The following is a 26,563-nucleotide window of genomic DNA, read 5'->3' on the forward strand; positions in this document are numbered from 1 at the left end:
ATTCGCCTCCCTTCCATCGTTAGGACTTATGCACATGGACCAGCGTTCCGTACGCGATATTCTTGCCGGTAAAACCTACTTTATCCGCACCTTTGGCTGCCAGATGAATCAGCACGATTCCGAGCGCGTGAGCGGTCTGCTCGATTCGTATGGTTGCCTCATGGCGCTCGATCCCGAGCATGCCGATATCGTTGTCTTCATGACATGCTGTGTGCGTGAGGCCGCCGATACTCGCCTGTACGGTCAGTGCAATTCCTGCAAAAGCCTGCCGCCTTCGCCTTCGGGCAAGCGTGTGGTTGCCGTGGGCGGCTGCATCGCGCAGCGTGATGGCGAGGGCCTGCTCACCAACGTCGATAACGTCAACGTCATCTTCGGTACACATTCCATCGCTCATGTGGCCGAGCTCATTGCCGAGGCGTTCCTTGACGGCAAGCGTCATATCCGCACCAATGAGCATGAGGATACGGATGCCATGAGCATGCCGTGGCATCGCGAGACTCAGTATCACGCCTGGGTGCCTATCATGACGGGCTGCAATAATTTCTGCACCTACTGCATCGTGCCGTACGTGCGCGGTCGCGAAAAGAGCCGCCCCTTCGAGGAGATTGTCGACGAGGTGACCGGTTTGGTACGCCAAGGCGTGCGTGAGATTACGTTGCTGGGCCAAAACGTTAACTCATATGGTCGCGATCTGTTTGGCAAGCCGCGGTTTGCTGATTTGCTGCGTGCCGTGGGCGATACGGGTGTGGAGCGCATCTTCTTTACCTCCTCGCATCCCAAGGACCTGCTGCCCGAGACTATCGACGCCATGGCCGAGACGCCTGCCGTTATGCCGCAGCTGCACCTGGCCGTGCAGTCAGGTTCGACGCGGATCCTCAAAGAGATGAATCGCCGTTATACACGCGAGGACTATCTGGGCCTGGTCGATCGCATTCGCAACCGCATGCCCGATATCGCGCTCTCGACCGACATTATCGTTGGCTTCCCGGGCGAGACTGAAGAAGACTTTGAGCAGACTCTCTCACTTGCCGAGACGGTCCGCTATGCTCAGGCCTATACCTTCATCTATTCCAAGCGCGCCGGTACCCCGGCCGCAGAGATTGACGATCCTACGCCGCATGAGGTTATTCTCGAGCGTTTCAACCGCCTGGTTAAGGTTATCGAGACCACGGCACACGAGTATAACCAGGGCGAGCTTCATACTGTGGTGCCGGCGCTCATTGAGGGAACGAGTAAAAAGAACGACGCGGTCCTGCTGGGCAAGAGTCCCAAGAATCAGACCGTGCATGCGCCTATCCCCGAGGGTTACAGCATCGATCAGCTTGTTGGCAAGATCGTTGATGTTGACGTTGACGTTGCCAAAACCTGGTATTTGTCCGGCTCCGTTGTGGGCGAGCCGCGCTAATGGTTGCTCCCGGGGCAGGTCTTTCCGCCGTTGCGATCGTTGGTCCGACGGCGGTAGGCAAGAGTGATGTTGCCGACCGTTTGGCCGCTCGTCTTTCGTCCGAAGTGCTGTCGTGTGATGCGATGCAAATCTATCGCGGCATGGACATCGGTACAGCAAAGATGGCGCCCGATGAGTGTACGGCGCCGCTGCGTCTTGTCGACATTGTAGAGCCGGGTGTGGCATATTCTGCTGCGCTTTATCAGGCTGACGCTCGCGCGCATGTTGAACGTCTCCTTGGTTTGGGTTGCCTGCCGGTTTTTTGCGGAGGTACGGGGCTGTATCTCAAGGCCGCCCTTGATGAGATGGACTTTCCCTCGGGTGAACTTGAGGACGATCGCCGTGCGGGCTATCAGGAGCTTGCCGAGCGCATAGGCGAGGAAGCGCTGCACGCGCTGCTTGCCGAGCGTGACCCAGAATCTGCTGCTGTTATTCATCCCCATAACGTGCGGCGTGTGATTCGCGCGCTCGAAATGCACGATGATGGCGTTTCCTATGCGCAGCAAAAGTCGCAGTTTAGTGTTCCGCGCGAGCATTATCATGCGTTATGGTTTGGCCTAACGCGAAATCGCGAGGTGCTCTACGAACGCATTAACCTACGCGTCGATCTGATGTTTGAGCAGGGTCTTGTCGATGAGGTCCGCGGTCTTATGGACCAGGGGCTGGGAGATGCCCTGACGTCGATGCAGGCAATTGGCTATAAAGAGATCATCGATGCTTTCAATGGCGTGATGAGCATGGATGAGGCTCGCGAACTCATTAAGATGCGTTCGCGTCGTTATGCCAAGCGTCAGCTTTCGTGGTTTAAGCGCGATGACCGTATCGTGTGGTTTGATATGGATGAATGTACGATCGATGGGGTCGTTGAGGATATCCTGCATCGTATTGAGGCTGCCTAATGGCCCGTTTCCCCCTTGTTCCCACGGCACCCGAGCCCGAGCGTGCCATTTTAGTTGGTGTTGAGTGGCGCGACAATGCATGGCCACTCGATCGATCGCTCGATGAGCTGGAACGCCTTGCCCACACGGCTGGTGCCCAGTGCGTGGCACGCTTGTCGCAGCGTTTGGTAAAGCCGTATCCTAAATCGTTTATCGGTTCCGGTAAGGTTGAAGAGCTGTGCGGCCTGGTGCATCGCATGGATGCCGATGTCGTTATTTTTGACGACGACCTGACCCCCTCGCAGCAATCCTATTTGGAGAAAGCCGTGGGCGAGCCGGTAAAGATTATCGATCGTACAGCACTGATCCTGGATATCTTTGGCCTGCATGCTCAGACGCGTGAGGGACGCCTGCAGGTACAGCTGGCACAGCTTCAATATTTGTTGCCTCGCCTGCGTGGCATGTGGAGCCATCTCGCCAAGGAGCAGACGCGCGGCGGCATCGGCTCACGTTTTGGTCAGGGCGAAAGTCAGCTCGAGGTCGACCGTCGCCTCATTCGTAATAAGATCGCTGCGCTTCGTCGTGAGCTCAAGCAGGTTGAACAGCGTCGTGATGTTCAATCCAAGAGTCGCATTGAGTCACCGGCGTTTCGCGTCGCGTTAGCCGGTTATACCAATGCCGGTAAATCGACGTTACTCAATCGTCTGACCGGCTCTACGGTACTTTCGCAGGACAAGCTGTTTGCTACGCTCGACCCGACGACGCGTTCGTATCGTCTGCCCGGCGGTCGCGGCATGACGATTACCGATACCGTCGGCTTTATTCAAAAGCTGCCCCATGGTCTGGTCGATGCCTTTAAATCGACGCTGTCCGAGGTTTTGGGTGCCGATCTAATTCTCAAAGTCGTAGATGCGTCTGACGAGGACTATGAGCGGCAGCTGGAGGCTGTCGACCGCGTGCTTGATGAGATCGGCGCCGGAGAGCGTTTAACGCTGACCGTATTCAATAAAATCGATCTTCTCGATAGCGTCGATCGATTGAGTTTCCGTCGTCGCTATCCGGAGGCCGTTCTGTTCTCGGCCCAAACGGGCGAGGGGCTCGACGATCTCGTCGACCGGATTGCTCGCGAGGCAGCTGCCACCGATGTGTTGCTCTCCGCTGATATCCCGTATCGTGAGGGCGCTCTCATCACGCTGGTGCATGAGCAGGGAACCCTTCTGCATGAGGAATATCTCGAGGACGGCGTTCGCATTGTGGCGAAGTTGCCGGCTCGTATTGCACCGCGGCTCGAGCGTTATCGCACCGAGTAGACGAGCTCCAAAATGCCCAGAATGATGGGCTGATGCAGCAGATAAAAGGGGAGAGCGTGACGTCCAAGGCTGGCGAGCGCCGGCAGGGGGTTGGCGTAGGCCCAGCTAGGGACGGTCTCATCGATTCCCTGCGCTATGTGTGCGGCGAAGTATCCTGCAAGATACATAAAGATAAACGGGATGATGGGGTAGTAATCACCCGAGACAAACCCAGGGCTCGGAAATCCCAGCCACGCCAGGTAGGGGACAGGGTAGATCGTTTTGGGGATGCTCCAGGTGAGGGCGAACAACACAAGGCATAGGGGCATGCCCCATCTCGCCGTTATCTTCTTAAGGACGGGATCGGTCAACGCCACGATGCCGGTGCATGCGGCCATGCAGTAGATGATGCCAAAATTAACCGAATCGTCGACTGAGACAAGTGTTGTTGCCAACCAGACAACGAGTGCTGCTAAGGCGTATTTGGCGGCACGTTTGATATTGTTGCGCGAAAGAGTACACATCCAACCCGCGATAAACAAAAATACCCAGCTGATGCTGGCGCGCCAGACGTCTTGAAAGACAGTCTGGGTAAACCAAGGCATATCCCAGCCGTACAGGTAGGCAAGATCATAGCAAGCGTGAAAACCTGCCATAGAAATCATCGTAAACCCGCGGACGGTATCAAAGATGGTGATGCGTTTTTGCATTACGAGAACCGGCGCATCAAGCCGACGACTTTGCCCAGGATAACGGGATTCGTTGCATAGATAGGCTCCATGGTGTCATTCTCAGGCTGCAGGCGTACGCGTCCCTGCTCCTTGTAGAACGTCTTGACGGTCGCTGAACCATCGATCATGGCCACGACAATTTCGCCGTTCATGGCATTCTTTTGTTCACGGACAATGATGTAATCGCCATTGAAGATGCCGACATTGATCATTGAGCTCCCATGCACCTCAAGGATAAAGGAACCCTGATCAGTCGCGATTTCGGTCGGGATAGTAAACGTGTCTTCGATATTCTGCTCGGCCAGAATGGGGATCCCAGCCGCGACGCGACCAACGAGCGGTAGCGAGACCGTTCCGCGAGGTGCGGTGGGCTCGTCAGATTTAGAAATTGAGACAGAGGAACCGTCCTCGTTAAAGAGTTCCAGGGCGCGCGGTTTGGTGGCATCGCGCTTGAGTAGCCCGCGCGCCTCCAGGGCAGAGAGATGGGCGTGCACGGTGCTTGGGGAGGAAAGGCCCACGGCAGAAGCCATCTCGCGCACGCTGGGCGGATAACCCTTCTCCTGCTGATATTCCTTGATGAAGTCGTAAATTTGCTGCTGACGCTTGGTAATTTTGCGAGCCATCAGGGCATCCTCTCTACCCATGTCAAACAAATGTTCGAATTTTGCTTGACAGGAACAACTGTTCGAAGATAATAATAACCGAACATTCGTTCTCGCGCTAGACATTTTTGTCCGCGCGGCTTGATAAAACTGTTCTCAGCAAAACACGCGAGAGGAGAACATGATGAACGCAACGAATATGGTCCAGGGAAACCTCGCCCTTAAGCTCGAGACGCCTGCAGAACCCGCTTTTACGGTTGTTCAGGGTGGCCGCTCCGGCATTCAACCTTTGACCGTACAGCCTGCTCGCAATCAGCAGGCTGTAGTCGCGCCGGCCCGCGTTGCCCTGAAGGTTCCGACGATTGTCGCCGTCGCCGTTGCGCTTACGCTCTTCTTTGTCCTCGCTACTTCGGTCTTTAGCGCTCGTCACGCCGCGTATGCCGAGTCCGTTTCCAACATTACTTACGAGACCATTCGCGTTCAGACTGGCGATTCTCTTTGGTCGCTTGCCGAGGTATATCCAATCGAAGGCCTTTCCACGCAAGAGACTTCCGACATGATCCGTAACGTCAATCATCTGGAGCATGGTTCGCTCGCCGCCGGTGCGCATCTTAAGGTTCCTGCTCGTTCGTAATCATTATCGCGCTGCGCATGGTACCCTTGTTATCGTTTAAGAGGAGGTACCATGCGCTGTCCCAAATGCGGCAAGGCACATACCCGCGTCGTTGATTCTCGTATGCAGGAGTCAAATAACACCATTAAGCGCCGTCGCGAATGTTGCTCGTGTAACTATCGCTTTACAACGTTCGAGCGATGCGAAGACCCAATCGAGGTCATTAAGTCAGACGGAACCAAGCAGCGGTTCGATCGCAATAAGCTGCTCGTCGGCTTGATGCGAGCCACCATCAAGCGCGATATCGACACTAAGAAGCTCAATGAGATTATCGATGACATCGAGGTCGAGCTGCGCTCTCGCACGCTGACGGCCGTCACGTCCCATGAGTTGGGTGACATGGTGCTCAAGCGCTTGGCCAAGATTGACAAGGTGGCGTACATCCGCTTTGCCTCGGTCTACCGCGATTTCAAAGACGTCGATGAGTTTCTGCAAGAGCTCGACAAGCTAAGGTGATTCCATGCCCAACATTACCGTCAACATAAAGCGTCTCGATCCCACCGTCGAGCTTCCCAAATACGCCCATCCCACCGATGCCGGCTTGGATTTGCGCTCCAACGAGGACTGCGTCCTGAAGCCCTTCGAACGCCGTCTGGTCTCTACTGGGCTGGCCATCGCCCTGCCCGACGGCTACGCCGGCTTCGTCCAGCCCCGCAGCGGCTTGGCCATCAAGCAGGGCCTGTCTATAGTCAACACGCCGGGCCTCATTGACGCCCACTACCGAGGAGAACTCAAGGTTATCCTTATCAACCTGGATCCCACCAACGACATCCAAATCAACAAAGGCGACCGCATCGCCCAGCTCGTCATCCAAGAAGTCCCCACGGTCAACCTCGTAGAAGTAGAAGAACTAGACAAAACCGACCGAGGCAAAGGAGGCTTCGGCTCCAGCGGCATCGCCTAGGGCGCCCGTATCCCTCCCGCCCGGGGCTTACCTATATCATTCCATGCTCAAACATTCTCGCGTCGCTTCGCTCGCTGCGAAACTGCGCGTGGAACGATATAGGTAAGCCCCGGGCGGGCGGCTACTCGCTTGAAACAATATTTACTTTTCTAGTAAGTCGATGCTATGAAGGGACGCCTCCTTTGTCGCATCGACTTACTGTATTTATATTTTTCGGTTTCGCCTTTGCAGATTTTAATGGTGGGGATCCGGTATGGCTGCTAGTACGTAAACGTAGCTGCTCGGCGGGAGCCGCCCATATATCGTTCCACGCGCAGTTTCGCAGCGCAGCGAGAATGTTTGAGCATGGAATGATATATGGGCGGCTCCCGCCGAGCAGCGGACTATCGCCTAGCGGATATGCGCGGGTTTTCCGCCCCAGTAGAAGCGGCAGAAGGCTCTTTTGCGCTTTTGGGGTTTGCCTACGAGCTCCATGGTTGCGATGGCTATGTCTTCGGCTGCGTGGGGGCGGCGTAGTACTTCGCCGTTGATGAGTAGGGCTTTGAGTGATTCGGGATGGTCGTGCAAGTGACGTAGGGTAACGATGAGTTCTCGTGCGGTGGTGACATGCATGCTGGCGCCCATGCCGGTGAGCATCGTGGTGTTGGCCTTTTCCTGGCCGTATGATTTGCCCAGCAGGATCATCGGCAGATGTGCGCATAGGCACTCGGTGACGGTGAGTCCGCCCGATTTGAGAATTGCCAGGTCGCAGCCGTGCATAAGGGCCGCCATATCGTCGACATAGTCAAGAACCGTGACATTTTCGAGCTTCATGGCATCGAAGAGCGTCTTGAGACGGGCGGCGTATTCCTTATCCTTGCCCGGCAAAAAGACAAAGTGCATGTCTTCGAAGCTGCGTAGGAAGGGGAGGGTGCGGTCCATCTCCGCGCGAAAGCGAACGTACGGTTGAGGCAAGCTGGCACCGGCCATTACCAGCACGACGGTCTTGTCGGTGGGGAGGTTGAACTTAGCTAGCTCTTCCTCGCGATCGTAATCCGTGTCGAATCCGGCGCGAATGGGAATGCCGGTAATGCGAATCTTTGTTTCGAGCACCTTGCGCGGACGCAGCGTTTCGGCCATAAATTCGTTGGCAACACAGAATAAATCGGTGTCCTTGTGGGGCCACCATCCCTCGACTTCGTAGTCGGTCGGTACGCAGATGACCGGATAATCGATACCCGTAATTACGCGGGCGCCCACGGCAACATTGGCTGCCGTGATGTGCGTTGCAACCACGGCTATGGGCCTGCGGCTACGAATATATTCGTTGAAGGCGGGGAACATAATTCGCGACCATGCCGTTCCGCCACCCCAGAGAAGATGTCCCGTAAGCGTATATCGCCAGGTCAGGTCGTAAATGGGGCGTGTGGCTCCCGTAAAAGAAGCCGCGGTCTTATTGCCGTCGAATTTAATACGTCCAAAATCAAGGATATCGAGCACTTCAATCTTAATATCCTCGGGGATGCCATTGGTGCCGCGGATGAGGTCGAATGCCTGCGCAATCGCATTTGCGGCGGCCTTGTGGCCCGAGCCAACGGAGGCGTGCACGATGGTCACGAGAGGTTTTTGTTGAGCCAGGAGCGTGGTTTGCTCCGATTGGGGAGTGCTGTGCGTGAGCAGGGGAGCGTCGTCACTCGTCAGCGCCTGGTCCATCGATAACACCCCTTCAGCTTTGTAATACGGATTTATCATTGTAGTGCATGAGTGTCACGTTCACGTAAATTTGGGTATGAGCGCAAAGAACGACAACGTTTCGACGAAAGGACGCTTCATGACTACCGATAAGCCGATCGATGTTGCGATTATCGGTGGCGGCCCCGCGGGCTATGCTGCCGCCATTTATGCTGCGCGTGCCAACCTGACGACGACCGTGATTGAGCAGGGCATGTCGGGAGGGCAGATCGCCACAACCAATGAGGTCGAGAACTATCCGGGTTTCCCGCTCCTGAGTGGCGCCGAACTCGGCGAGCGTTTTCAGCAGCATGCAGAGGGCCTGGGAGCACAGGTTACATGGAGCATGGTTACGGGTATCGATTACGATGCCGATGCAGCGTTGTTTACGGTGCATCACGATATGGGCGATACGCTGGCCTCGAGCGTTATCGCTTGCATGGGTGCCACGCCGCGTCCGGCAGGTTTCGCAGGCGAGGATACGTATCGCGGTCGTGGCGTTTCATATTGCGCGACATGTGACGGCATGTTTTTCCGCGGCAAGCAGGTTTTTGTAATCGGTGGTGGCAATTCGGCATGCGAAGAGGCTCTGTTCCTGTCCGACATTGCCAACAGTGTGACCATCGTGCTGCGCCGCGACCAGTTCCGTGCGCCCGATGGTGTTGTTCAGAAAGTACTCGCAAAGGACAATATTACAGTTAGGTACCAAACTAGTATTGTGGAGCTATCGGGCGAAGCCATGCCAACGACGATTACCTTTAAGGACAATGCATCCGGCGAGACTCATACCGAGTCATTTGAGCCCGGCTCGTTTGGCATCTTTGTCTTTACCGGAACGCAGCCCCATACCGAGCTTGTTGAGCATCTAGTCGATCTGGCGCCTGATGGCGGCATTCTGACTGATGAATCCATGGCGACCCGCACGCCAGGTCTATTTGCCGCTGGCGATATCCGTTCCAAACGTTTACGCCAGGTTGTGACCGCTGTTTCGGACGGAGCCATAGCAGCAACGAGCGCATACGCGTTTCTCCGTTGATAAGTACGATAATATATCTTATGTAAGGTTGTTATCAATTTACTAAATGGCGGGACGATGCATCAGTGCACTGTCCCGCCAATTTTCTTGGCGGCTATGTGGTATGCAAAACTAGATAACCTAGAATACAATATAGAAAACGAACGGAGGCCTCTTATGAACCACGCTAAATACGTTATTCCGATGTCCGATTCGTCGGTCAGCATTAAGCCCGAGGATATTCAGCCCACAGTGCTGCCCGATGCATTTATTCAGTCCGATATCGTGCGTAAACTCAATACGTTGAGTCTGCCGCGCTATGACCAGTTGCCCAATGTGACGCTCTACCGCGACCAGGTCATTGAGTATGTTGCGCTGTGGATGGAGCCGCTGTCCATTTGCGTTGAGCACCCTGTCATTACGCCATCGATGATCAATAACTACGTGAAGGTCGGCCTGGTGCCTGCTCCGGTCAAAAAGCAATATGGCCGCGAGCAGATTGCCCGCCTGATCGCTATCTGCCTCTTTAAGCAGGTCTTACCTATTGCTGCGGTGCAGGCACTCTTTAACATTCAGCGTTTGAGCTACGATGCCCCGACGGCCTTCGATTATGTGGTCGATCAGCTCGAGGCATCGATTCGTTCGGCGTTTTCCGTCGAGCAGACGCCGGTTCCCGATACGGCGCATCAGGTAACGCGTGAGTCGCTGCTTGTGCGCAGTGCGGTTTCATCCTTCGTTTCGAAAGCGTACCTGATGAGCTATCTAAAGTTTAATGGGTTTAATAGCTAGCCGACGTATAAAACGGGCGGGACAAAGAGCCAGCTGTCACTTTGTCCCGCCCGTATTTTTGCTTGGTTGGACTTTATTGGCCCGAAGCCACGCCCATGCCGTAGCCGATAATGAGCCCATGCATTTCGGCATAGTATGAATCTAGCCCGTTACAGGGCATGATGATAGTCTTGGAGCCTGACCAGCGCTCCACAATGCGGTTGGCAAGTGCCTGGGCGCCTGTCTCATTTTCCACATGGTCGATGACGACCTCGCCGCCCGTAAAACCCTCGGCTTCCATGGTATCGATGATCTTGTTGAGCATCTTCTTTTCGCCACGCGTGTGACCGACGAGTTCGATTTTACCGGCCTCGCTCGCCGTGCCCAAAATGCGGATATTGAGCTTGTTGGCAATGACGCCGGCTGCCTTAGGGATACGTCCAGCTTTGGCGAGGTTTTCGTAATTGCACAAACTGAAGAGGATTTTGCTGTTCTGCTCAAGGCTATCGAAGTATGCGCAAGCGTCCTCGAATGAGACATCCGGATTGCTTGCAAGATAGCGGTCGAACAGCAAGAAAATGAGGTCCATTTTGCCGCCAGCTGCGCGTGAATTGACTAGATGAATCTGTCGGTCGGGCTCCTCGGCAAGAACCATATCGCGAGCCGTGGCTGCCGCGTTGTAGCTGCCCGACACGCCCTCAGAGATCGGCATGCAGATGGTCTTGTCTGCCAATTTGAAGAGCTCGGCCCACTCCCCTACGCTGGGACAAGCGCTCGAAGAAGCGCTCGACTCCGCCTGCACGGCGCAATTGAGCTCGTGAACGTCGAGCGTGAGGTCATCGACAAACTCACGCTCCCCCACTCGGATCTTAAGGGGTGCAAATGCAAAGGTGGTATGAGGTGCGGTTGGCTGCCAATCGCGAAGATTGCAGCTCGAATCGGAGATAAGCGCCCAGCTCATTGAGGGTCCTTTCTATTTGTTCCTCAACAATTATAGCCATCTTTTTGATTGATTGGATGGCTATCTAGTTTTGAATACTAGATAGCCATCCTGATTTTATGGCAAACGGTAGGGGCAAAAAGAATGGGCCTCGTGACTCAAGATCGCGAGGCCCATGTTCGTTCGCTGTAGTAATAAATTAGTAGCGTACGAAGATGTAGTTGTTGTTCATACCGGCTGCGACGGAGCTGATGATAACGCCCGTGCTGTAGTCGGAAGCATGGATCATCTGGCCGTTACCGATGTAGATGCCGGTGTGATAAGAGTTAACTACGACGTCGCCGGGCTGTGGATCAGACACACGAGTCCAGCCCATAAAGTCACCAGTGGTACCCAGACGGCAGTAACGACCCGTGAGGCAGTAGCTCACAAAGCCGGAGCAGTCGAAGCTGTTCGGTCCAATACCGCCCCAGGAATAAGCGCAACCAAGCTTGCTGTAGGCACGCGAAACAACGGAGCCGCCGTCAACGGACTGGCTCGGCGCCGAAGGGGCCGGAGCCGGAGCGGGAGCGGGCTGCGGCGTAGGAGCAGGAGCGGGCGTGGGTGCAGGCGTGTCGCCGCCTCCATTGTTGGTGTTCTCGGTCGTACCGGCGGTGTCGTTGCTCACCGTGGCCTTCTCGGCGGTGCTGGCGTTGATGCCGGCCTGCAGCGCGGCATTGGCCTCGGCCTCGGCGGCAAGCTCGGCCTGCAGCTGCGAATCCAGGGAATTTACGACGTTCTGGGCTTCAGCCTGCTGGGCGTTAAGCTCGTCGACCTTCTTTTGCGTGGTGGCGACGTTCTTCTCCTGCTCGGCCTGCTTATCGGTGAGCTGCTGCTTAAGCTCCTTTACCTCTTGGATGGTCTTGGCCTGCTTGTCGGACACCTTGCCGTAGTAGAACAGGCGGTTGAGCATATCGCTCAGATCATCGACACCCGTCAAAACCTGAAGCAGGCTCAGACCGCCGGTTTTGTACTCGCCGGCGACATAGGTCGAGAGCTTGGCCTGACCATCGGCGATCTCCTGCTGCTTTTGCGTGATCTCGCCGGCAGTCTGATCGAGCGCCTGCGTCTGCGTGGCAAGCTCATCGTAAATCTGCTGGGTTTGGGTGCCGATCTGCTCGAGTTTCGTACGAGCAGCGGCAAGGTCGGATGCGGTATCGGCGTAGGCAGGAGCCGCGAGGCCCAAGCCCAAAACACAAGCGAGGGTTGCCGTAGCAGCGCAGCGTGCCATGTTTTTGTGCTTGTTTGCTGTGCGCATGTAGCTTCCTTTCCAGTAACTAAGGGTAACGGCTAGTCTACCGTCACCAGGCTAAAGAGCTCCACATCGTCATCAGACGGCGTGAGCTTCTCGCGCGGGTTGAGAAACGCAAGCTCAAGTATACAACCGTAACCGATAAGCTTTGCGCCCATATCTCGCACCAGTTTACCTGTTGCCTCGACGGTTCCGCCCGTCGCGACCAAGTCGTCCAGAATCAACACGGTATCTTTAGAGCTGATAGCGTCGGCATGGATCTCAACTGAATCGGTGCCGTACTCGAGCTCGTAGCTCTGGCTTACGGTCTCGCGCGGCAGCTTGCCCGGTTTACGTGCGGGAACAAAGCCGGCGCCAAGGGCTACAGCCACCGGTACGCCAACCATAAAGCCGCGAGCCTCGGGACCCACGACCTTGGTGATTCCCATGTCGGCAAAGTGCTCGGCGAGGGTATCGGTCATGGCTTTGAGCGCCTCGGGATTGCCAAAGAGCGGCGTGATGTCTTTAAAGAAGACTCCGGGCTCGGGATAGTCGGGGATGTCGACGATATGAGATTCGAAGTCGTACATTGCATGACCTTTCAATGGGTTGCCGAAATATCAGCAGCGGTTATTTGCCCGCGGTGACGGTGCCGGATTGCGAAGGGGCGACGACCTTGAGCGGCTTTACGAGAGAATCCTCGTGCGAAGCCGGCGCGGCAGTTTCTTCGTTTTTGGCCTTGGTGGACTCGGAGCGAGCGATTTCCTCATCGAGTGCATCGATGTCGGCGTCCTCGACCACGGCGTTGAGCGACTCAAAAACGCGGTTCTTGAGCAGCGCAGTGTGCACACCCTCGGTCAGGTCGTGAAGCTTCTTAAACGCACGCTCGAGCTTGGCGTCGCGCTCGTCATCGGAGGTATCCATACCGAGCATGCTCACGAGAACCTGCTCAAACATCGAGGACTCGCGGTTGGCGGAAGACACGTACTGACGCAGGTTGCGGGGCTCGATATGGAAGCGTGACAGCTCGGAGCAGTAGCGGATGATTGGAAAATCGCGACCATCGACGAGCTCGCGATTCTGCGGACTCTTGATGATGCGAATGAGGTCGTTCTCGGCGAGCGAGCGGATAAACGAAATCTCGACGCCCAGCATATCGGGAATGGTCTCAATGGGATGCAGCTTTTGCTTAGTCTCCTTGGGCTCCGTCTTGAGCGGAACATCGGACAGCAAGCCCACCTCGTAAGCGAGCGTTGACAGGTCCGTGGCGTTTTCCAAGCGCTGCTTAATCACGTTGAGCGGCATGTAGCGGGTCTTCTGCAAGTGCAGGATGACCTCCAGGCGATCAACGTCTTCCTTAGAGTACTGACGGTATCCCTTAGGCGTACGATGAGGGGTAATGAGCCCCTCATCTTCTAGAAATCTAATTTTTGAGTTCGAAAGATCGGGGTATGCGCCTCGAAGAAGGTTGACGACTTGGCCGATACTCAGATAGTTGCGTTCGGCCATGCCCTACTCACCGGTTTCGATGCGCTCCGGCGTGCTCTCGTGGTAGATGAGCGTAAACGTACCGATCTGGACGGAAGAACCATCGTGCAGCGGGGCCGCGTTGACAATGGCGCCGTCGACCCAGGTGCCATTGAGCGAGCCCAGGTCCTCAATGCGAGCGCCGAGGCCCTCGCGAATAATGCGCGCGTGGCTACGCGAAACGGTCATGTCATTGAGGAAGATGCCGTTCGCAGGATCGCGGCCGATGGTGGTCACGTCGTCCTCGAGCTCAAAGGCGGCACCAGTCTGCGGACCCTTGACGATGGACAGAACGGGTGCGGTGATGCGCACGTTGGCCATGAGGTCGGGAACGGTGACGTCGCTTGAAGGCACGCGGAATACGCAGGTAGCGTCAGCAGTCTTATCATTCTGAGGCATATTGTTAACCATGTTGTCCATGACAACCCCTAACTTATCGCGGACGTGCCGCAAATAATGAACCGTACGTAATCATACCCCAACGAATCAGTCTTCGATTTCAGGGTTCAGAAAGTCGATGTCCTCGTCCTCGGGATGCGCGAGAGCCTGTTTAATGGCCACTCCGCCCTTAATAGAATAGATGACAGCCGTGAGCATGGAGAAGATCACGCCGCCGTACACAAAGAAGATGCCGAGGGGCACCGAGCTTCCGTTGAGGCCCGGGAAGGCCGTAAGGGTTGAAGGTAAAAGATGCAGGCCGTCAATAACGGGGAACCCGAGCAGCATGAGCGAGAAGCCGGTCATGAGCAGTGCAGTGGCAATCTTTCCGGGAAAGACGACATCGATGGGGCGACGGTGATAATGACGAACGATAAGCGTGCCGATGCCCAGATAGATGTCGCGGCCAATAATGAGCACGCAGACCCAGATGGGCAGCTCTCCGCGGACCACCAGCCCAAGTACGCCGGTGAACAGCAGCGCACGGTCGCAGATGGGATCCATGACCTTGCCGAGCCACGAGACCGTCTTGGTCATGCGGGCGATCTGACCGTCCATCCAGTCGGTAGAGGCGGCAACGGCGTAGATAACGATGGCGATGACGCGGTTGTTATCCGTCACAAACAGGTACAGAAATACCAGGGTGAGGATCAGGCGCGTAAAGGTGATGAAATTGGAGATCGTAAAGATCTTATTCGACGGGTAATCGGAAGTGCCGATAAGCTCCTTTTTGATCTTCTTTTTGATGCCCACAGGACTCCCCCGCTGGTTAACGACAAAACTTTCGATACTATACCCGTTCCGGCGATGTCTATCCAGCGTAAGCATAGAGAGTCCAGACATGAGGAAGGCGCTTTTGGGCGGCGGTGGATTTCACATTCGTGTTCATCAGCCTCCAAACATGCCGAAAAATGTCGGTTTTGGAGGGTGATGTACACGTTTTGATTCGGTGATGACATCGATCGGGAAAGTTGTTGCCTTAAGCAAATTAATCATGATGTGCGGGTCGAGAAGGGTTGGCGCCAAAAGAGCCCAACGGCCGTTACGGCTTCGTTAGAAACGCGCCCCACCATGGATGGTGAACCCGAAAGGTAAGGCGCGCGGGCACGGTGACTCGGCCCGCGCTCCCGGAAGAGAAAGGATAAACCCATGGGTTACATGCTCGAGACGCGTGGGCTCACCAAGCGCTTCGGCCGCGGCGACCAGGCGCAGGACGCCGTGGCCGATGTGAGCCTTCATATCCGCGAGGGCGAGGTGTACGGGCTGCTCGGTCCCAACGGCGCCGGCAAGTCGACAACGCTCAAGATGATCTGCGGGATGCTGCGGCCGACGGCCGGGGAGATCCTCTTTGCCGGGCACGCCTGGCGCCGCGAGGACCTCTACGCAATCGGCAGCCTCATCGAGGAGGCGCCGCTCTACCCCAACCTCACCGCGCGCGAGAACCTGCGCGTGCGCACCACGCTGCTGGGCCTTCCCGAGAGCCGCATAGATGAGGTGCTCGCCGCCGTGGACCTCGCGGACACCGGGAAGAAGCGCGCCGGGCGCTTCTCGATGGGCATGCGGCAGCGCCTGGGGCTCGCGCTGGCGCTGATTGCCCGGCCACGCCTGCTCGTGCTCGACGAGCCCACCAACGGCCTCGACCCCATCGGCATCGAGGAGCTGCGCGACCAGATCCGCGGCTTCGCGGCGGCGGGTACGACGGTGATCGTCTCGAGCCACATCCTCTCCGAGGTGCAGCAGATGGCGGACACCATCGGCATCATCTGCGGGGGGCGCCTCGCCTACGAGGATGCGCTTCGTCCCGGGCAGGACCTCGAGGAACTCTTCATGAGCTTCTGCCGGGAAGGGCGACGAGCGTGCGGGGAGGTGGCGGCATGACGGGCGAGAAAGGCGGCCTGCTCGCGGGCCTGCGCGCCGAGGCCCTGAAGTCGCGCCACGCTGCACCGGTTCGCCTGGCCGTGCTCATGGCGCTGCCGATGCCGCTGCTCGGCGCGATGCCCTACCGGGGCGTGCAGATCTTCAGCGCGTGGAACTACTGGTACGCGCTATTCCTGCCCGTGTCTCTCTCGCTCGTGGTGGCGTGCGTCGCGCGGGCGGACGCTCGCACGCGGATGCGGGGGCTTCTGGGCCTGGGCTTCCCGCTCGGGCGCGCCTGGTGGGCCAAGGCGCTCTGGTGCCTCGCGCTCTGCATGCTCTCGAATCTCGTGGTCTTCGGCATCTACCTCGCGGGATCGGCGTTCTCCTCGCAGGGCCTCACGGCCGCGGGCACGCTCACGATGCTCCTCTGCGCGCTCGTCAACACGGTGACCGCGGCGTGGATGATCCCCGCAGGGCTCTTTCTCACGGCGCGGCTCGGCATGCTCGCGGGCATCTTCTGCCCGCTCGTCGCGCAGCTCGTGGGTGGGTTCGCCTGGTCGCTGATGCCGCTGCCGCAGCTTTTTCCGCCGTCGGCGAGCATGGTCATCCCCACGAGCTTCATCCCCGTGCTGCCGAGCGGCGAGCCACTCGCGGCGGACATGGCGCTCGGCGGGGCGCTCGCGGCGGATGGCATGCTCACGCTGGCGGGCCTTGCGGCCTGCGCGCTCGCGTTCGCCGCGCTCACGGCGGCGGGCGCGGCCTGGTTTGCGCGCTCCGAGGAGAGGTGATGGCCATGACACGACTTTCCGACCCGACGCCGCACATGACTCTCCCGCGGGCCCTGCTCTCCGAGGCCCTGCGCCTGGCGCGCTCCCCGCTCTCGGCGGTGCACCTCGTCTGCGGCCTGGCAGCCGGTCTTGCCTGCGGCGAGTACTTCTCCGTAGCCCGATGGGACCCGGCGTTGAGCGCGGACGCCTACGTCCAGTTTCTCGGCGCCCTCATGCCGCTCATGTCCGCCATCGTCTGCGGGCTCGCCGTGGACGAGGAGCGCGCTGCCGGGCGTCTCGCCAACCTCACGGCGGTCCCCTCGCGCTGGCGCGCCATCGCGGCGAAGCTGTTCGCCCTTGCGGCGCTCGGCGCCGCCGCGCTGGCCGTGGCGCTCGGCGTGTTCGGGGCCGTGCTCGCCGTTGCCGGGCGCCTGCCGCTCGGGCCCGCTCCGCTTGCGGCCGCATGGGCGGGTATCGTGCTGGGCAGCCTGCCCCTCTACGCGCTGGGGCTCGGCGTGGCCCTGCGCCTCGGCCGCAACGCCGTCATCGGCGCCGGCGCGGCGGGGATGCTCCTCGCGTTCTTCTCGGTGGGCGGACTTGCGCACGGTCTCATGACCGGCGAGCTCACCGGTGCCCTGGCGACGCCCCTGAGCTGGGTGCCGCTCGCCTGGCCCGCGCGCCTGGGGTCGCTCGGGGTTGAGGCCTTCATCGACGCCGTACGCGCGGCGGGCCCACTCCTCACGACTGCGCTCGCTGGCCTCGTGCTCACCCTGGCAGCCGACGCCGTCCTTCTCGCCTGGTTCTGCCGCTTCGAGGACGGGAGGGCAGATGCGTAGGAGGCCGCTCGCCGCCATGCTCGCCCTCCTCTCCGCAGCGCTCCTTCTGGGCGGGAATGCCCTGCTCGACGCCGGCTGGGGGTCGGCGCTGCGCTCGATCGCAGACCGCGTGCTGCCCAACCCTGAGATCGCCATGTGGGCGCCCGCGCCCGAGCCCGGCAGCCACGCGAGCTCCTACGCCGACGCCACCGGGGCGGGGACAAACTATGTCTACCTGGTGGACGCGGCGGACGACAGGGGCAATGTCCGAGAGCTCCAGCTCATCTTCTTCGGGCGGGAGTCGGACGGCGAGGGCTGGCTCGGGATCGAGGCGCGCGGCGGCTCAGGCGTGCGCTACCGCGCGTGCGACGCGGCCCAGGCACCCGCGGCTGCGCGCAGGGCTCTGGACCGCTGAGTGCGGCGCTAGTACAATTCCGACGAGAGTTTCAGGAGGTCAACATGGCGAGGATACTGGCAGTGGATGATGAACGGGCGATCCTCGACGCGCTCGCGCGCGTCCTCGGCCGCGACGGCCATGAGGTCGTCAGGGCGGCGGACCCGACGGCGGTCCCGGGGATGGACCTCTCGCGCTTCGACCTCGTGCTCTGCGACGTTATGATGCCGGGGCTTGACGGCTTTGAGCTTGTGCGGCAGATCCGCCCGGACTTCGACGGGCCCATCGTCTTCCTGACCGCGCGCGTGGCCGAGGAGGATGCCGTGGCCGCCTACGGCCTGGGCGCCGACGACTACGTCCGCAAGCCCTTCGGGGCCGCGGAACTGCGCGCCAAGGTCGCGGCCCATCTACGCCGTGAGCGCCGGCCGCGCTCGCACGCCCTCTCCTTCGGGGAGGTGCGGATCGACCTCGGGGCGCGCGACCTCGCCGTGGGTGGCGAGGCCGCGCCGCTCACGCCCACCGAGTACGCCATCTGCGAGTACCTCGCTCGTTACCCCGGGCAGGTCATGAGCCGCGCGCAGATACGCGAGGCGGTGCTCGGCTGGGAGAGCGACGCCGACGATGCGGCCATATCCATGCAGGTCAGCCGCGCCCGGAGGAAACTCTCCGAGGCCGGCGCCGATCCGATCGCGACCGTCTGGGGGATGGGGTACAAGTGGCAGCTCTGAGGATCGGGGCGCGAGGTCGCGGGGGCATGCCGCTCTCCTTCGTCATCGCGCGCTACTTCGCCTACGCGTTCGCGGCGGTCGCCACGGCGTGGCTTGCCTCGTTCATGGTGCTCTCCGTGGCGATCAATGCGGGCTTTGTCTACGAGGCAAGCTGGGGGCCGGCCAATGCGCGCGATGTCGCGGAGGGCCTGGCACGCGACAGCGTCTGCGGGCAGCAGGACGTGCCGACGGCCTACCGCTACCTCATCCTGAACAAGGACGGAAACGTGATGATGACAGACCTCGAGGGTACGCGGCTCGAGGATGCGACGGAAATGGCCAGTACGGCACTCGCCGCGGATCCGGGCACAGTGGAGATCGAGGGCGGGGGCTCGGGCCTCACCTACGCTGCGTTCCCGCTCAAGGGCGGCGGGGCCTGCGCACTCGTCAGCGAGTACCTGCCGCAGTGGGTCTCGCGCGATCTCGCCAGCCTGCTTCCCAACCCGCAGAACCTCATGCTCGTCGGCGCCGCTGTGGGAAGCGCGCTCGCGCTCGCGCTCGTGGCGCGCCGTGCGAGCCGCGTGATCTCGCGCAAGATGGCGCCGCTCGCGGAGGCGGCGGGGCGCGTCGGCGCGGGGGAGCTCGACTTCGCGGTCGGCAGCACCAACGTGCGTGAGGTGAACGACGTCCTCGCCGCGATGGACGCCATGCGGGCCTCCCTCGCCGAGTCGCTCGAGGCCCGCTGGGCCGCGGAGCGGGGACAGCGTGAGCAGATGGCGTCGCTCGCCCACGACCTCAAGACGCCGCTCACCGTGCTGCGCGCCAACGCCGACTTCGTGGCGGAGGAGCTGGAAGACGAGAAAGACGCCGACCTCGCGGCCGCCGCGCGCGACATAGCCGGCGGTGTCGAAAGGCTCGACGGCTACGTGCGCCTGCTCATCGAGGCCTCGCGCGGGTCCGGCGGGGCGGAGAGGGCCCCCAAGCGGCCGGCCGAGCTCTGCGAACAGGTCCTCGCCGAGGCTGCCCAGATCGCCCGGGCGCGAGGCGTGACGCTCGACGCGGCCACGGGCCCCGCTGTCGCGGGCGCGCCCGAGGCCCCGCTCGACCGAACCGCCCTGGCGCGAGCCGCCGCGAACCTCGTGGCCAACGCCGCCGAGCACGCGCGTTCGCGCGTGGCGGTCTCCTGCGACGTCGCGGGCGGACACCTCGTCATCGAGGTGGCCGACGACGGACCGGGCTTTTCTCCCGCCGCCCTCGAACGCGGCTGCGAGCGCCTCTTCACAGACGACTCGTCCCGCTCCTCGCGCGACGGAGGCCGCCACTACGGGCTCGGCCTCCACGTCGCCTCCGAGGCCGCGAGCGCCCACGGGGGCTCCGTCTCGCTCGCCAACAGCCCCTCGGGCGGCGCGGTGGTCACCATCGCGGTCCCCCTGTGCGGGATCTGACGACTTCCTCGATGTCTACCTCGACTGCGATATGTCGCTCGTCGAGGCCGCGACGAGATGGTGTTGCGTCTGCCCCGCTTGGTGCTTCTAGCTCAAATTTGATCTGATGTAAGGCTCGTGCAATCCTGCATGGGCCGTTCTTTTGGCAATTGCTCGACCGATTCGTGGCTTGAAACACAAATTATCGAGTTAAGGAGACATGGGGTCACACAGCGGCTCTCAGAGCGCCCGCCGCACTCCCCCGCCATTACCCTGCGGCGTCCTCGTATAGAGCCCATCCTGCTTGGCGTTTCGTTGCAACAGCCCACTTGTCCACCGATCAAGCGAACTGCTGGAATAAATACAGCGACACGCTTGTCCGTTTCAGTCGCTATATCTGTGTTAATCGCCGCGATAAATACAGCCCGTACTCGGCTGCATACCAGCTACGCGTATGTAGATTCATATCGCGTTAATAAATCGGCTCAAGCGTGTGCAAAACGCGCAAGTAGCCGCAAAAGGCGATTATCGCGCAGGTAGATTTTTGGCACCCTGTTGCTTACTGAAAAATAAGCAATTGCTTAAAACGAAAAAGGTCAGGTACTAGGTGCCTGACCTGCAAACTTCTGGTCGGGACGACTGGATTCGAACCAGCGACCCCTTGACCCCCAGTCAAGTGCGCTACCAAGCTGCGCCACGTCCCGAAGCTTTTGTTTGTTGCTCTGCTCTCGCTCGCAACAGGGAGTATATTAACCCGAAACTTTAGACTTGTGCAAGAACTTTTTTATAAATTTTGAAGCAAGTCCAAAATTGTATCTGCGAGCTGGGGTTTTGTTAGCACGGGAAGTTCTTGCGTAACCGCTTTGCTCACGATCCAGGCCTTGTTGGTATCGGTTCCAAAGCCCGAATCGGCGCGCGAGACATCGTTGGCGATAATTACATCGCAGCCCTTGCGGGTCAATTTGCGCTCGGCGTACTCGACAACGTTATCGGTCTCGGCCGCAAATCCGATCACGCATCGATCGCCCTTTTGGCGCGAGAGCTCGGCCAAGATATCGACCGTCTCGACGAGCTCGATGCGATCCAAGCGTTCGTTAGACTTTTTGAGCTTATGGTCCGCAGGGGTGGCGGGGGTATAGTCGGCGACGGCGGCCGCACAAATTGCCACATCGGCCGTCTGAAAGGCGCTGAGCGCTGCCTTCAGCATTTCAGCGGCGGTCTGCACGCGCACGCACTCCACGCCGTGGGGAACGTCGAGCGATGTCGGTCCCAGCACGAGCGTGACGGCGGCACCGCGACGTGCGGCCTCCCCCGCCAGGGCGATACCCATCTTGCCCGAAGAACGGTTGCCAATGAAGCGCACGGGGTCAATCGGCTCATGCGTGGGGCCGGCGGTAATGACGATGCGCTTGCCCGCCAGGTCTTGTTGCACGGGATTGAGCACCTCGCAGACGGCCTCGACGATGTCCTCGGGTTCGCTCATGCGCCCCGTGTCCACGTCGCCGCAGGCAAGGTAGCCACTGCCGGGTCCCACCACGTGGACGCCGCGCTCGCACAGCGTGGCCATATTGGCCTGCGTGGCCGACGCCTTCCACATGCCATTGTTCATGGCCGGCGCGATAACGACGGGCCGCGGTGTCGCAAGCAACGTTGTGGAGATGAGGTCATCGGCGATGCCGTTGGCCATCTTGGCGATGATATTGGCCGTCGCGGGCGCCACGACCACCAAGTCGGGCTCCTGCGCCAGCGAGATATGGTGGATGGGGTCAGACGGGTCGTCGAATAGCCCAACCGCGACCGGCTCATTGGTGAGCGCGCGGAAGGTGAGCGGCCCCACAAACTCAGTGGCATGCTCGCTCATGACGACCTTGACGTGCGCGCCGCGCTTTTGGAGCAGGCGCACGATATTGCACGACTTATAGGCGGCGATCCCGCCGGTAATGCCCAGCAGGATCGTTTTTCCCTCAAGTTGCATTGAATTGTTGGGTGCCGCCATCGTTTAAGCTTCCTTGCTCGGGAGCACCAGCAGGCGGTGGCAGTACGGGCAGTGCGTAATCTCGCTACCGTCGTGGTTGAGGTCGCTCATGGACGATGCCTGCAGCGCGGTGTGGCAGACCGTGGGGATGTTGCCCTTGATGGTCTCGACGGCCAGGCCGCGGAACTGCTTGAGCAGACGTTCGTAATCGGTGAGCACGTCGGTCGGCAGCGTGGCGGCAAGCGCGGTGCGCTCCTTGGTGGCGGCATCGATCTGAGCCTGCAGATTGGCAGCCTTGGCGCGGGCAGCCTTGGTATCGGCCTTCACGCCCTCCTCGAACTTGGCGATGATGGCCTGCGCGCGAGCCTCTCGGTCAAGCGCTTCCTTATGGGCGACGACGACGTCCTTGCGGGTGTGCTCGATCTTGTCCAAGCGCTTGGCCAGGGTGGCGAGCTCGTTCTCCAGGTCCTGAACCTCGCGGTAGTCGGAGCCGTCCACGTGGCGCTTCTTGGCGGCCTCGATGGCGTTGTTGGTCTGAATCTCGGTGGTGTTGAGATCGTCGAGCTCAATATCCAGATCCTTGCGCTGGGCGTAGAGCTTGGTCATCTCGGACTTGAGCTTCACATAGGTCTTGCGCTTGGAAGCGAGCTCCTTGAGCTCCGGCATATTGGCAAGTTCGCTCTTGTTGCGGGCGAGCTCCAAATCGATCTGTTGCAGCTTGAGTAGCGTAGCGCCGGCGCTCATAAGTTCTCTCCTTTTGTCACAGTCCACCATTGGCAAGGGTTCAGTATTTTAATCGCATGACGGGGGTCGACCCCGGCGTCAACTGCAGAGTTCATCAATATATCAACGAACGGCTCTTCGGAGCGGTCGTGGCCGAGCAAGATCACCGGCAGCCCGCGCAAGGCAAGGTCTTGCGCCACGTGGTAGCCCGCCTCGCCGGTTACGATGACATCTGCGCCCGCGGCGATGGCGAGCTCTCCAAAGTCTCCCAGGGAGCCGCCCAAAATAGCGACGGTACGGCATGCGTGCTCGGCTTCGCCCCACACACGCGGGTCGCTGCCGAAGGCCGTAGCAGCACGGGCGGCAAGATCGCGCAGCGTGCACGGGTCGTTGAGCGTCGCAAGCGCGCCCAGGCCGGTGGCCTCGGGGTCGTCCACGTGCTCCAGCGAGCTCATGGGCTCAGCGCCCAACAACTCACTCAGGCGAACGCGCGCTTCGTGCGATCGGTCCAGGTTGGTGTGAAGCGAGATGATGCTCACGCCGCAACGAGCTGCCTCGTACAACGCAGCGCTGCATTGGGGACGCGATACATCCGCCGGGCAAAACGCCTCGGGAGCCTTGATATAGATGGGATGATGCGTCAGCAGCACGTTGGCGCCGGCCTCGAGAGCGCGGTGCACGTTATCCTCGGTCGCGTCGAGTGCGCAGGCAACACTGGTGATCTCGGCAGCGGGATCTCCCACAGATAGCCCTACATGATCCCAGCCTTCGGCGTCCGCTTTGGGGTAGCGCGCCAGCAGCGCACGTTCAAGCTCGGATAGGATCATGCGGCACCTACGATCGAGAGCAGCGTCTGGGCGAACTCATCCAGGTCGACAGGATTCACGCGGTCATCAAACGAGATGCGCAGTGCGCCCAGCGCCTGCTCGCGACCGATGCCCATGGCGCTGAGCACGTGGCTCGGGTCCATGTTGCCGCTCGAGCAAGCTGATCCGGCCGAAACCTCAAAGCCGGCGGCGTCGAGCTTAATGATGAGCTCCTCGGAGTCCATGCCTTCGACGTAGATTGAAACCATACCCGGCAGACGATCGGCCTGCGCGTAGTCGCCCATCGTGGCGTGAATGCGCGGGTGGGCCGTAAGCGTGGCGTAGAGCTTGTCGGATAAGGCCTGCAGCGTTGAGCGCTCCTGGGCAACATTCGGCAACAGCGCGGAAGCGGCAGCGGCAAAAGCCAGCTGCGTGCGCAGGTCCTGCGTGCCGGCGCGACGACCGGCTTCCTGCCCGCCGCCAAAGATGCGGGGGCGCAACGGCGTGCGGGTCTTAACGTAGAGCGCGCCGGATGCCACGGGGCCGCCAATCTTGTGCGCGGCAACGGTCATGGCGTCAACGCCCAACTCGTGCACATCGAGCGGAATATGCAGATACCCCTGTATGGCATCGGTGTGGAACAGGGCACCCGTGGCGTGCGCGGCGGCGGCAAGCTCGCGGATGGGTTGCACCACACCGGTCTCGTTGTTGGCGACCATAATGCTCACGAGCGCTACGTCGTCGCCCAACAAGTCGCTCAGCGCAGCGGGCTCTATGTAGCCCGCGCGGCAGGGCTGCACCAGGTCGACGGTAAAGCCGGCAGCACGCAGCAGCGGCAGATTGTCCAGAATCGAATCGTGCTCGATGGCCGAAACGATGACACGATCGCGCTTGCGGTCGCGCTGCCGAGCGCCCTCGGCAAGACCGAGGAGCGCCAGCTGGTTGGCCTCGGTGCCGCCGTTGGCCAGTACAATCTCGGACGGGCGGACGCGTGCGCCAAAGCTGCGGGCGATCTCGCGACGTGCGGCCTCCAGACGCGCAGCGGCCTTGCGGCCAAGCGAATGCAGCGAGTTGGGGTTGACGCCGGCAAGCTCGCTGTCGTCGTACTCGCGCTGCGCAAGGAGCGCCTCGGCGCGCATGGGCGTCGAGGCGGCATAGTCAAGATTCACGGGTATGCGGTTTTGACCTGCGGTCATAAGGGTTTATGCCTCCTGTGCGGCCTCGTTGCCCAGCTTCTGCAGCAGCGCAACCTCGGCAGCGGGATCTTCGGACTTAAATACGGCAGAACCGGCCACGAGCACGTTGGCGCCGGCCTTGACGACCTCGACAATGTTCTTGGAAGAAATGCCACCGTCGACCTCGATGAGAGGCGAAACGCCGTGACGCTCGCACATGGCCCTGAGCTCGTGGAGCTTAGCGATGGTGCCCGGGATAAAGCTCTGACCGCCAAAGCCCGGGTTCACGCTCATGAGCAGCACCATATCGACGACGTCGATGATGCTCTCGAGCACGCACACGGGGGTGGCGGGGTTGAGCACCACGCCGGCCTTAACGCCGCGCTGCTGCAGATGGGTGAGCGTGCGGTGCAGGTGCGTGGAGGCCTCGTAGTGTACGGTGATCATATCGGCGCCGGCGTCTGCGTACCAATCGACCGTCTCGTCGGGGTTCGACACCATGAGGTGCGCGTCGACCGGTACATTGGTGGAGCGCTTGACGGCCTTGAGGATGTCAACGCCAAAGGTGAGGTTGCCGGTAAAGTGGCCGTCCATGACGTCGAAGTGCACGTAGTCGGCGCCGGCGATCTTGTCGAGTTCGCCCTTGAGGTTGGCCATGTCGGCCGAGAGGACGGACGGAGCGATTTTAATGGAACCCATGGTAGTAGCCTTTCTGCGCTAGTCGGTGAGTCCGTAGAACTCTTGAGAGGGGACGCGCTCGGTAAGAATCTCGAGCGCCCTATCCAAGGTGACACCGTTGTAGAGCGTTTGCTCCACGGCAAAGGTGAGCGGAATGTCTACGCCCAGTGAACGGGCAAGTTCGCTGACGCTGCGGGCCGCGACGGCGCCCTCAACCACCATATGCGTGCGCTCCTGATACTCGTCGAGCGACACACCGTGGGCAAACTCGTAGCCAAAGGTGCGGTTGCGCGAATGCTCCGAGGTGCAGGTGGCAATGAGGTCGCCCATGCCGGCAAGTCCCATGCAGGTCATAGCTTGACCGCCGCGGGCGTGCACCAGACGGCTGATCTCGGCCAGGCCGCGCGTCATGATGAGGGCAAGCGTATTGTCGCCCGCGCCCGAGCCGGCGGAGATGCCGCACACGATGGCGATGACATTTTTCATGGCGCCGCAGACCTCGACACCCGTCATGTCCTGCGACAGGTAGATGCGGAAGGCAGTTGACAGGAGCAGCTCCTTAAACGTCTCCCCTACCTGCGTATCTTTGCTGGCGATGACGGCGGCAGAAAGCCCGCCGCGGCAGATCTCCTCGGCATGGTTGGGGCCCGAGAGCGCCGCGACACGCGACTCGTTGCCGATCTCACTGGCGATGACCTCGCTCATGAGCAGGCCGGATTCGGGCTCAATACCCTTGGTGAGGCAGAGTGCCGGGGTGTCGGCGGCGATGAAGGGTGCTGCCTGATGGCATACGCTGCGCAGGTGCGTGGAGGGCACGGCAAAGATGATGGCCTCGGCGCCGTCAAGCGCCTGCGACAGGTCCGTGGCGGCGACAACGTTGTCGGGCAGCTCGTAGTCCACCAGATACCGGGGATTGCGATGCTCGGCATTGATGCCGGCGGCCGTCTGCTCACTATGGGCCCACATGGTCACGCGCTCGGCTCGCGCGGCGGCAAGGCCGGCGACGGCAGTTCCCCAGGAGCCAGAGCCAATCAGCGCAACATTCATGACTCT

29 protein-coding genes and 1 tRNA gene are annotated in these 26,563 nt (G+C 60.2%); 14 read left to right on the forward strand and 16 right to left on the reverse strand.

Annotation, left to right across the window (positions count from 1 at the left end; translation table 11 throughout):
- The first annotated feature begins 34 nt into the window (after positions 1 to 34).
- The 3 genes from miaB to hflX are packed head-to-tail and all read left to right on the forward strand — an operon-like array spanning position 35 to position 3,632.
- On the forward strand, positions 35 to 1,405 hold the full coding sequence (gene miaB, locus DWZ52_RS05930; protein WP_055285164.1) for a tRNA (N6-isopentenyl adenosine(37)-C2)-methylthiotransferase MiaB: 1,371 nt from the start codon (positions 35 to 37) through the stop codon (positions 1,403 to 1,405).
- Entirely contained in the window at positions 1,405 to 2,343 is a 939-nt protein-coding gene (gene miaA / locus DWZ52_RS05935) for a tRNA (adenosine(37)-N6)-dimethylallyltransferase MiaA (protein WP_118385115.1), read from the forward strand. Before miaB ends, miaA begins: the two co-directional genes overlap by 1 nt.
- Positions 2,343 to 3,632, forward strand: a complete 1,290-nt coding sequence (gene hflX / locus DWZ52_RS05940) for a GTPase HflX (RefSeq protein ID WP_117654789.1) — start codon at positions 2,343 to 2,345, stop codon at positions 3,630 to 3,632. The genes miaA and hflX overlap by 1 nt, the downstream gene beginning before the upstream one ends.
- On the opposite strand, the gene DWZ52_RS05945 is transcribed toward hflX, so the two are convergent.
- Both DWZ52_RS05945 and lexA read right to left on the reverse strand, forming a co-directional pair.
- Positions 3,617 to 4,321 carry a heparan-alpha-glucosaminide N-acetyltransferase gene (locus tag DWZ52_RS05945; RefSeq protein ID WP_055250103.1) on the reverse strand — a complete coding sequence of 235 codons (705 nt, stop codon included), beginning with the start codon at positions 4,319 to 4,321 and terminating at the stop codon, positions 3,617 to 3,619. The two genes, hflX and DWZ52_RS05945, sit on opposite strands and share 16 nt — an antisense overlap.
- Positions 4,321 to 4,965: a transcriptional repressor LexA gene (gene lexA / locus DWZ52_RS05950; RefSeq protein ID WP_055250104.1), complete on the reverse strand. Its 645-nt coding sequence runs from the start codon at positions 4,963 to 4,965 to the stop codon at positions 4,321 to 4,323. The genes DWZ52_RS05945 and lexA overlap by 1 nt, the downstream gene beginning before the upstream one ends.
- A 160-nt stretch (positions 4,966 to 5,125) precedes the next feature.
- On the opposite strand from lexA, the gene DWZ52_RS05955 reads away from it, so the two are divergent.
- Genes DWZ52_RS05955 through dut form a run of 3 tightly spaced genes read left to right on the forward strand, consistent with a single transcriptional unit; the run spans position 5,126 to position 6,521 of the window.
- Complete coding sequence (locus tag DWZ52_RS05955) at positions 5,126 to 5,578, forward strand: LysM peptidoglycan-binding domain-containing protein (protein ID WP_118385116.1); 453 nt, start codon at positions 5,126 to 5,128, stop codon at positions 5,576 to 5,578.
- Positions 5,579 to 5,629: 51 nt separating this feature from the next.
- Positions 5,630 to 6,073: a transcriptional regulator NrdR gene (nrdR, locus tag DWZ52_RS05960; protein WP_022093781.1), complete on the forward strand. Its 444-nt coding sequence runs from the start codon at positions 5,630 to 5,632 to the stop codon at positions 6,071 to 6,073.
- 4 nt (positions 6,074 to 6,077) lie between these two features.
- Positions 6,078 to 6,521, forward strand: coding sequence for a dUTP diphosphatase (gene dut / locus DWZ52_RS05965; RefSeq protein ID WP_055250109.1), 444 nt, complete (start codon positions 6,078 to 6,080; stop codon positions 6,519 to 6,521).
- Positions 6,522 to 6,911: 390 nt separating this feature from the next.
- Here the strand turns inward: dut and DWZ52_RS05970 are convergent, their stop codons facing one another.
- A complete protein-coding gene (locus DWZ52_RS05970) occupies positions 6,912 to 8,213 on the reverse strand; it encodes a glycosyltransferase (RefSeq protein WP_118385117.1) in 1,302 nt (433 codons plus the stop codon).
- 118 nt (positions 8,214 to 8,331) lie between these two features.
- Between DWZ52_RS05970 and DWZ52_RS05975 the strand changes: the two genes are divergently transcribed.
- Both DWZ52_RS05975 and DWZ52_RS05980 read left to right on the forward strand, forming a co-directional pair.
- Positions 8,332 to 9,267 carry an NAD(P)/FAD-dependent oxidoreductase gene (locus DWZ52_RS05975; protein ID WP_118064899.1) on the forward strand — a complete coding sequence of 312 codons (936 nt, stop codon included), beginning with the start codon at positions 8,332 to 8,334 and terminating at the stop codon, positions 9,265 to 9,267.
- A 156-nt stretch (positions 9,268 to 9,423) separates the two neighbouring features.
- On the forward strand, positions 9,424 to 10,035 hold the full coding sequence (locus DWZ52_RS05980; protein WP_199579161.1) for a DUF1836 domain-containing protein: 612 nt from the start codon (positions 9,424 to 9,426) through the stop codon (positions 10,033 to 10,035).
- Positions 10,036 to 10,108: 73 nt separating this feature from the next.
- On the opposite strand, the gene DWZ52_RS05985 is transcribed toward DWZ52_RS05980, so the two are convergent.
- The 6 genes from DWZ52_RS05985 to DWZ52_RS06010 form a co-directional block, all read right to left on the reverse strand.
- Positions 10,109 to 10,975: a DegV family protein gene (locus tag DWZ52_RS05985; RefSeq protein WP_118385118.1), complete on the reverse strand. Its 867-nt coding sequence runs from the start codon at positions 10,973 to 10,975 to the stop codon at positions 10,109 to 10,111.
- Between the two features lie 178 nt (positions 10,976 to 11,153).
- The gene (locus DWZ52_RS10260; RefSeq protein ID WP_117639852.1) at positions 11,154 to 12,251 is read right to left on the reverse strand and encodes an NlpC/P60 family protein; all 1,098 of its coding nucleotides are present in this window, start codon (positions 12,249 to 12,251) and stop codon (positions 11,154 to 11,156) included.
- Between the two features lie 32 nt (positions 12,252 to 12,283).
- A complete protein-coding gene (locus tag DWZ52_RS05995) occupies positions 12,284 to 12,814 on the reverse strand; it encodes an adenine phosphoribosyltransferase (RefSeq protein WP_118385119.1) in 531 nt (176 codons plus the stop codon).
- 40 nt (positions 12,815 to 12,854) lie between these two features.
- Positions 12,855 to 13,733: a MerR family transcriptional regulator gene (locus DWZ52_RS06000; protein WP_055250118.1), complete on the reverse strand. Its 879-nt coding sequence runs from the start codon at positions 13,731 to 13,733 to the stop codon at positions 12,855 to 12,857.
- A 3-nt stretch (positions 13,734 to 13,736) separates the two neighbouring features.
- Entirely contained in the window at positions 13,737 to 14,171 is a 435-nt protein-coding gene (locus DWZ52_RS06005) for an FHA domain-containing protein (RefSeq protein ID WP_006236002.1), read from the reverse strand.
- Between the two features lie 66 nt (positions 14,172 to 14,237).
- The gene (locus DWZ52_RS06010; RefSeq protein ID WP_089573364.1) at positions 14,238 to 14,942 is read right to left on the reverse strand and encodes a CDP-alcohol phosphatidyltransferase family protein; all 705 of its coding nucleotides are present in this window, start codon (positions 14,940 to 14,942) and stop codon (positions 14,238 to 14,240) included.
- A 396-nt stretch (positions 14,943 to 15,338) separates the two neighbouring features.
- Between DWZ52_RS06010 and DWZ52_RS06015 the strand changes: the two genes are divergently transcribed.
- Genes DWZ52_RS06015 through DWZ52_RS06040 form a run of 6 tightly spaced genes read left to right on the forward strand, consistent with a single transcriptional unit; the run spans position 15,339 to position 20,174 of the window.
- Positions 15,339 to 16,067, forward strand: a complete 729-nt coding sequence (locus tag DWZ52_RS06015; RefSeq protein ID WP_118385120.1) for a lantibiotic protection ABC transporter ATP-binding protein — start codon at positions 15,339 to 15,341, stop codon at positions 16,065 to 16,067.
- Entirely contained in the window at positions 16,064 to 16,834 is a 771-nt protein-coding gene (locus DWZ52_RS06020) for a hypothetical protein (RefSeq protein ID WP_118385121.1), read from the forward strand. The genes DWZ52_RS06015 and DWZ52_RS06020 overlap by 4 nt, the downstream gene beginning before the upstream one ends.
- Before the next feature lie 5 nt (positions 16,835 to 16,839).
- Positions 16,840 to 17,649 (forward strand): lantibiotic ABC transporter permease, encoded by an 810-nt coding sequence (locus tag DWZ52_RS06025; protein ID WP_233547275.1) that lies wholly within the window; start codon positions 16,840 to 16,842, stop codon positions 17,647 to 17,649.
- Between the two features lie 16 nt (positions 17,650 to 17,665).
- Positions 17,666 to 18,043 (forward strand): hypothetical protein, encoded by a 378-nt coding sequence (locus tag DWZ52_RS06030; RefSeq protein WP_147352145.1) that lies wholly within the window; start codon positions 17,666 to 17,668, stop codon positions 18,041 to 18,043.
- 44 nt (positions 18,044 to 18,087) lie between these two features.
- Positions 18,088 to 18,750 (forward strand): response regulator transcription factor, encoded by a 663-nt coding sequence (locus DWZ52_RS06035; protein ID WP_118385124.1) that lies wholly within the window; start codon positions 18,088 to 18,090, stop codon positions 18,748 to 18,750.
- A 26-nt stretch (positions 18,751 to 18,776) separates the two neighbouring features.
- A complete protein-coding gene (locus DWZ52_RS06040) occupies positions 18,777 to 20,174 on the forward strand; it encodes a sensor histidine kinase KdpD (RefSeq protein ID WP_118385125.1) in 1,398 nt (465 codons plus the stop codon).
- 606 nt (positions 20,175 to 20,780) lie between these two features.
- On the opposite strand, the gene DWZ52_RS06045 is transcribed toward DWZ52_RS06040, so the two are convergent.
- The 7 genes from DWZ52_RS06045 to DWZ52_RS06075 all read right to left on the reverse strand — a co-directional run bounded on the left by DWZ52_RS06045 (position 20,781) and on the right by DWZ52_RS06075 (position 26,557).
- Positions 20,781 to 20,857 (reverse strand) — tRNA-Pro (locus DWZ52_RS06045).
- Between the two features lie 80 nt (positions 20,858 to 20,937).
- Positions 20,938 to 22,149: a bifunctional phosphopantothenoylcysteine decarboxylase/phosphopantothenate--cysteine ligase CoaBC gene (gene coaBC / locus DWZ52_RS06050; RefSeq protein ID WP_233547276.1), complete on the reverse strand. Its 1,212-nt coding sequence runs from the start codon at positions 22,147 to 22,149 to the stop codon at positions 20,938 to 20,940.
- A 3-nt stretch (positions 22,150 to 22,152) separates the two neighbouring features.
- Positions 22,153 to 22,872, reverse strand: a complete 720-nt coding sequence (locus DWZ52_RS06055; RefSeq protein WP_117648517.1) for a zinc ribbon domain-containing protein — start codon at positions 22,870 to 22,872, stop codon at positions 22,153 to 22,155.
- Positions 22,869 to 23,678, reverse strand: coding sequence for a Nif3-like dinuclear metal center hexameric protein (locus DWZ52_RS06060; RefSeq protein ID WP_118385126.1), 810 nt, complete (start codon positions 23,676 to 23,678; stop codon positions 22,869 to 22,871). The genes DWZ52_RS06055 and DWZ52_RS06060 overlap by 4 nt, the downstream gene beginning before the upstream one ends.
- Entirely contained in the window at positions 23,675 to 24,853 is a 1,179-nt protein-coding gene (locus DWZ52_RS06065) for a cysteine desulfurase family protein (RefSeq protein ID WP_118385127.1), read from the reverse strand. The genes DWZ52_RS06060 and DWZ52_RS06065 overlap by 4 nt, the downstream gene beginning before the upstream one ends.
- Positions 24,854 to 24,859: 6 nt before the next feature.
- Positions 24,860 to 25,531 (reverse strand): ribulose-phosphate 3-epimerase, encoded by a 672-nt coding sequence (gene rpe / locus DWZ52_RS06070; protein ID WP_117583169.1) that lies wholly within the window; start codon positions 25,529 to 25,531, stop codon positions 24,860 to 24,862.
- 18 nt (positions 25,532 to 25,549) lie between these two features.
- Positions 25,550 to 26,557, reverse strand: a complete 1,008-nt coding sequence (locus DWZ52_RS06075; RefSeq protein WP_118385128.1) for an NAD(P)H-dependent glycerol-3-phosphate dehydrogenase — start codon at positions 26,555 to 26,557, stop codon at positions 25,550 to 25,552.
- Between the last annotated feature and the right edge of the window lie 6 nt (positions 26,558 to 26,563).

This window comes from Collinsella sp. AF33-16 (assembly GCF_003475325.1).
In the GTDB taxonomy this organism is placed as follows: domain Bacteria; phylum Actinomycetota; class Coriobacteriia; order Coriobacteriales; family Coriobacteriaceae; genus Collinsella.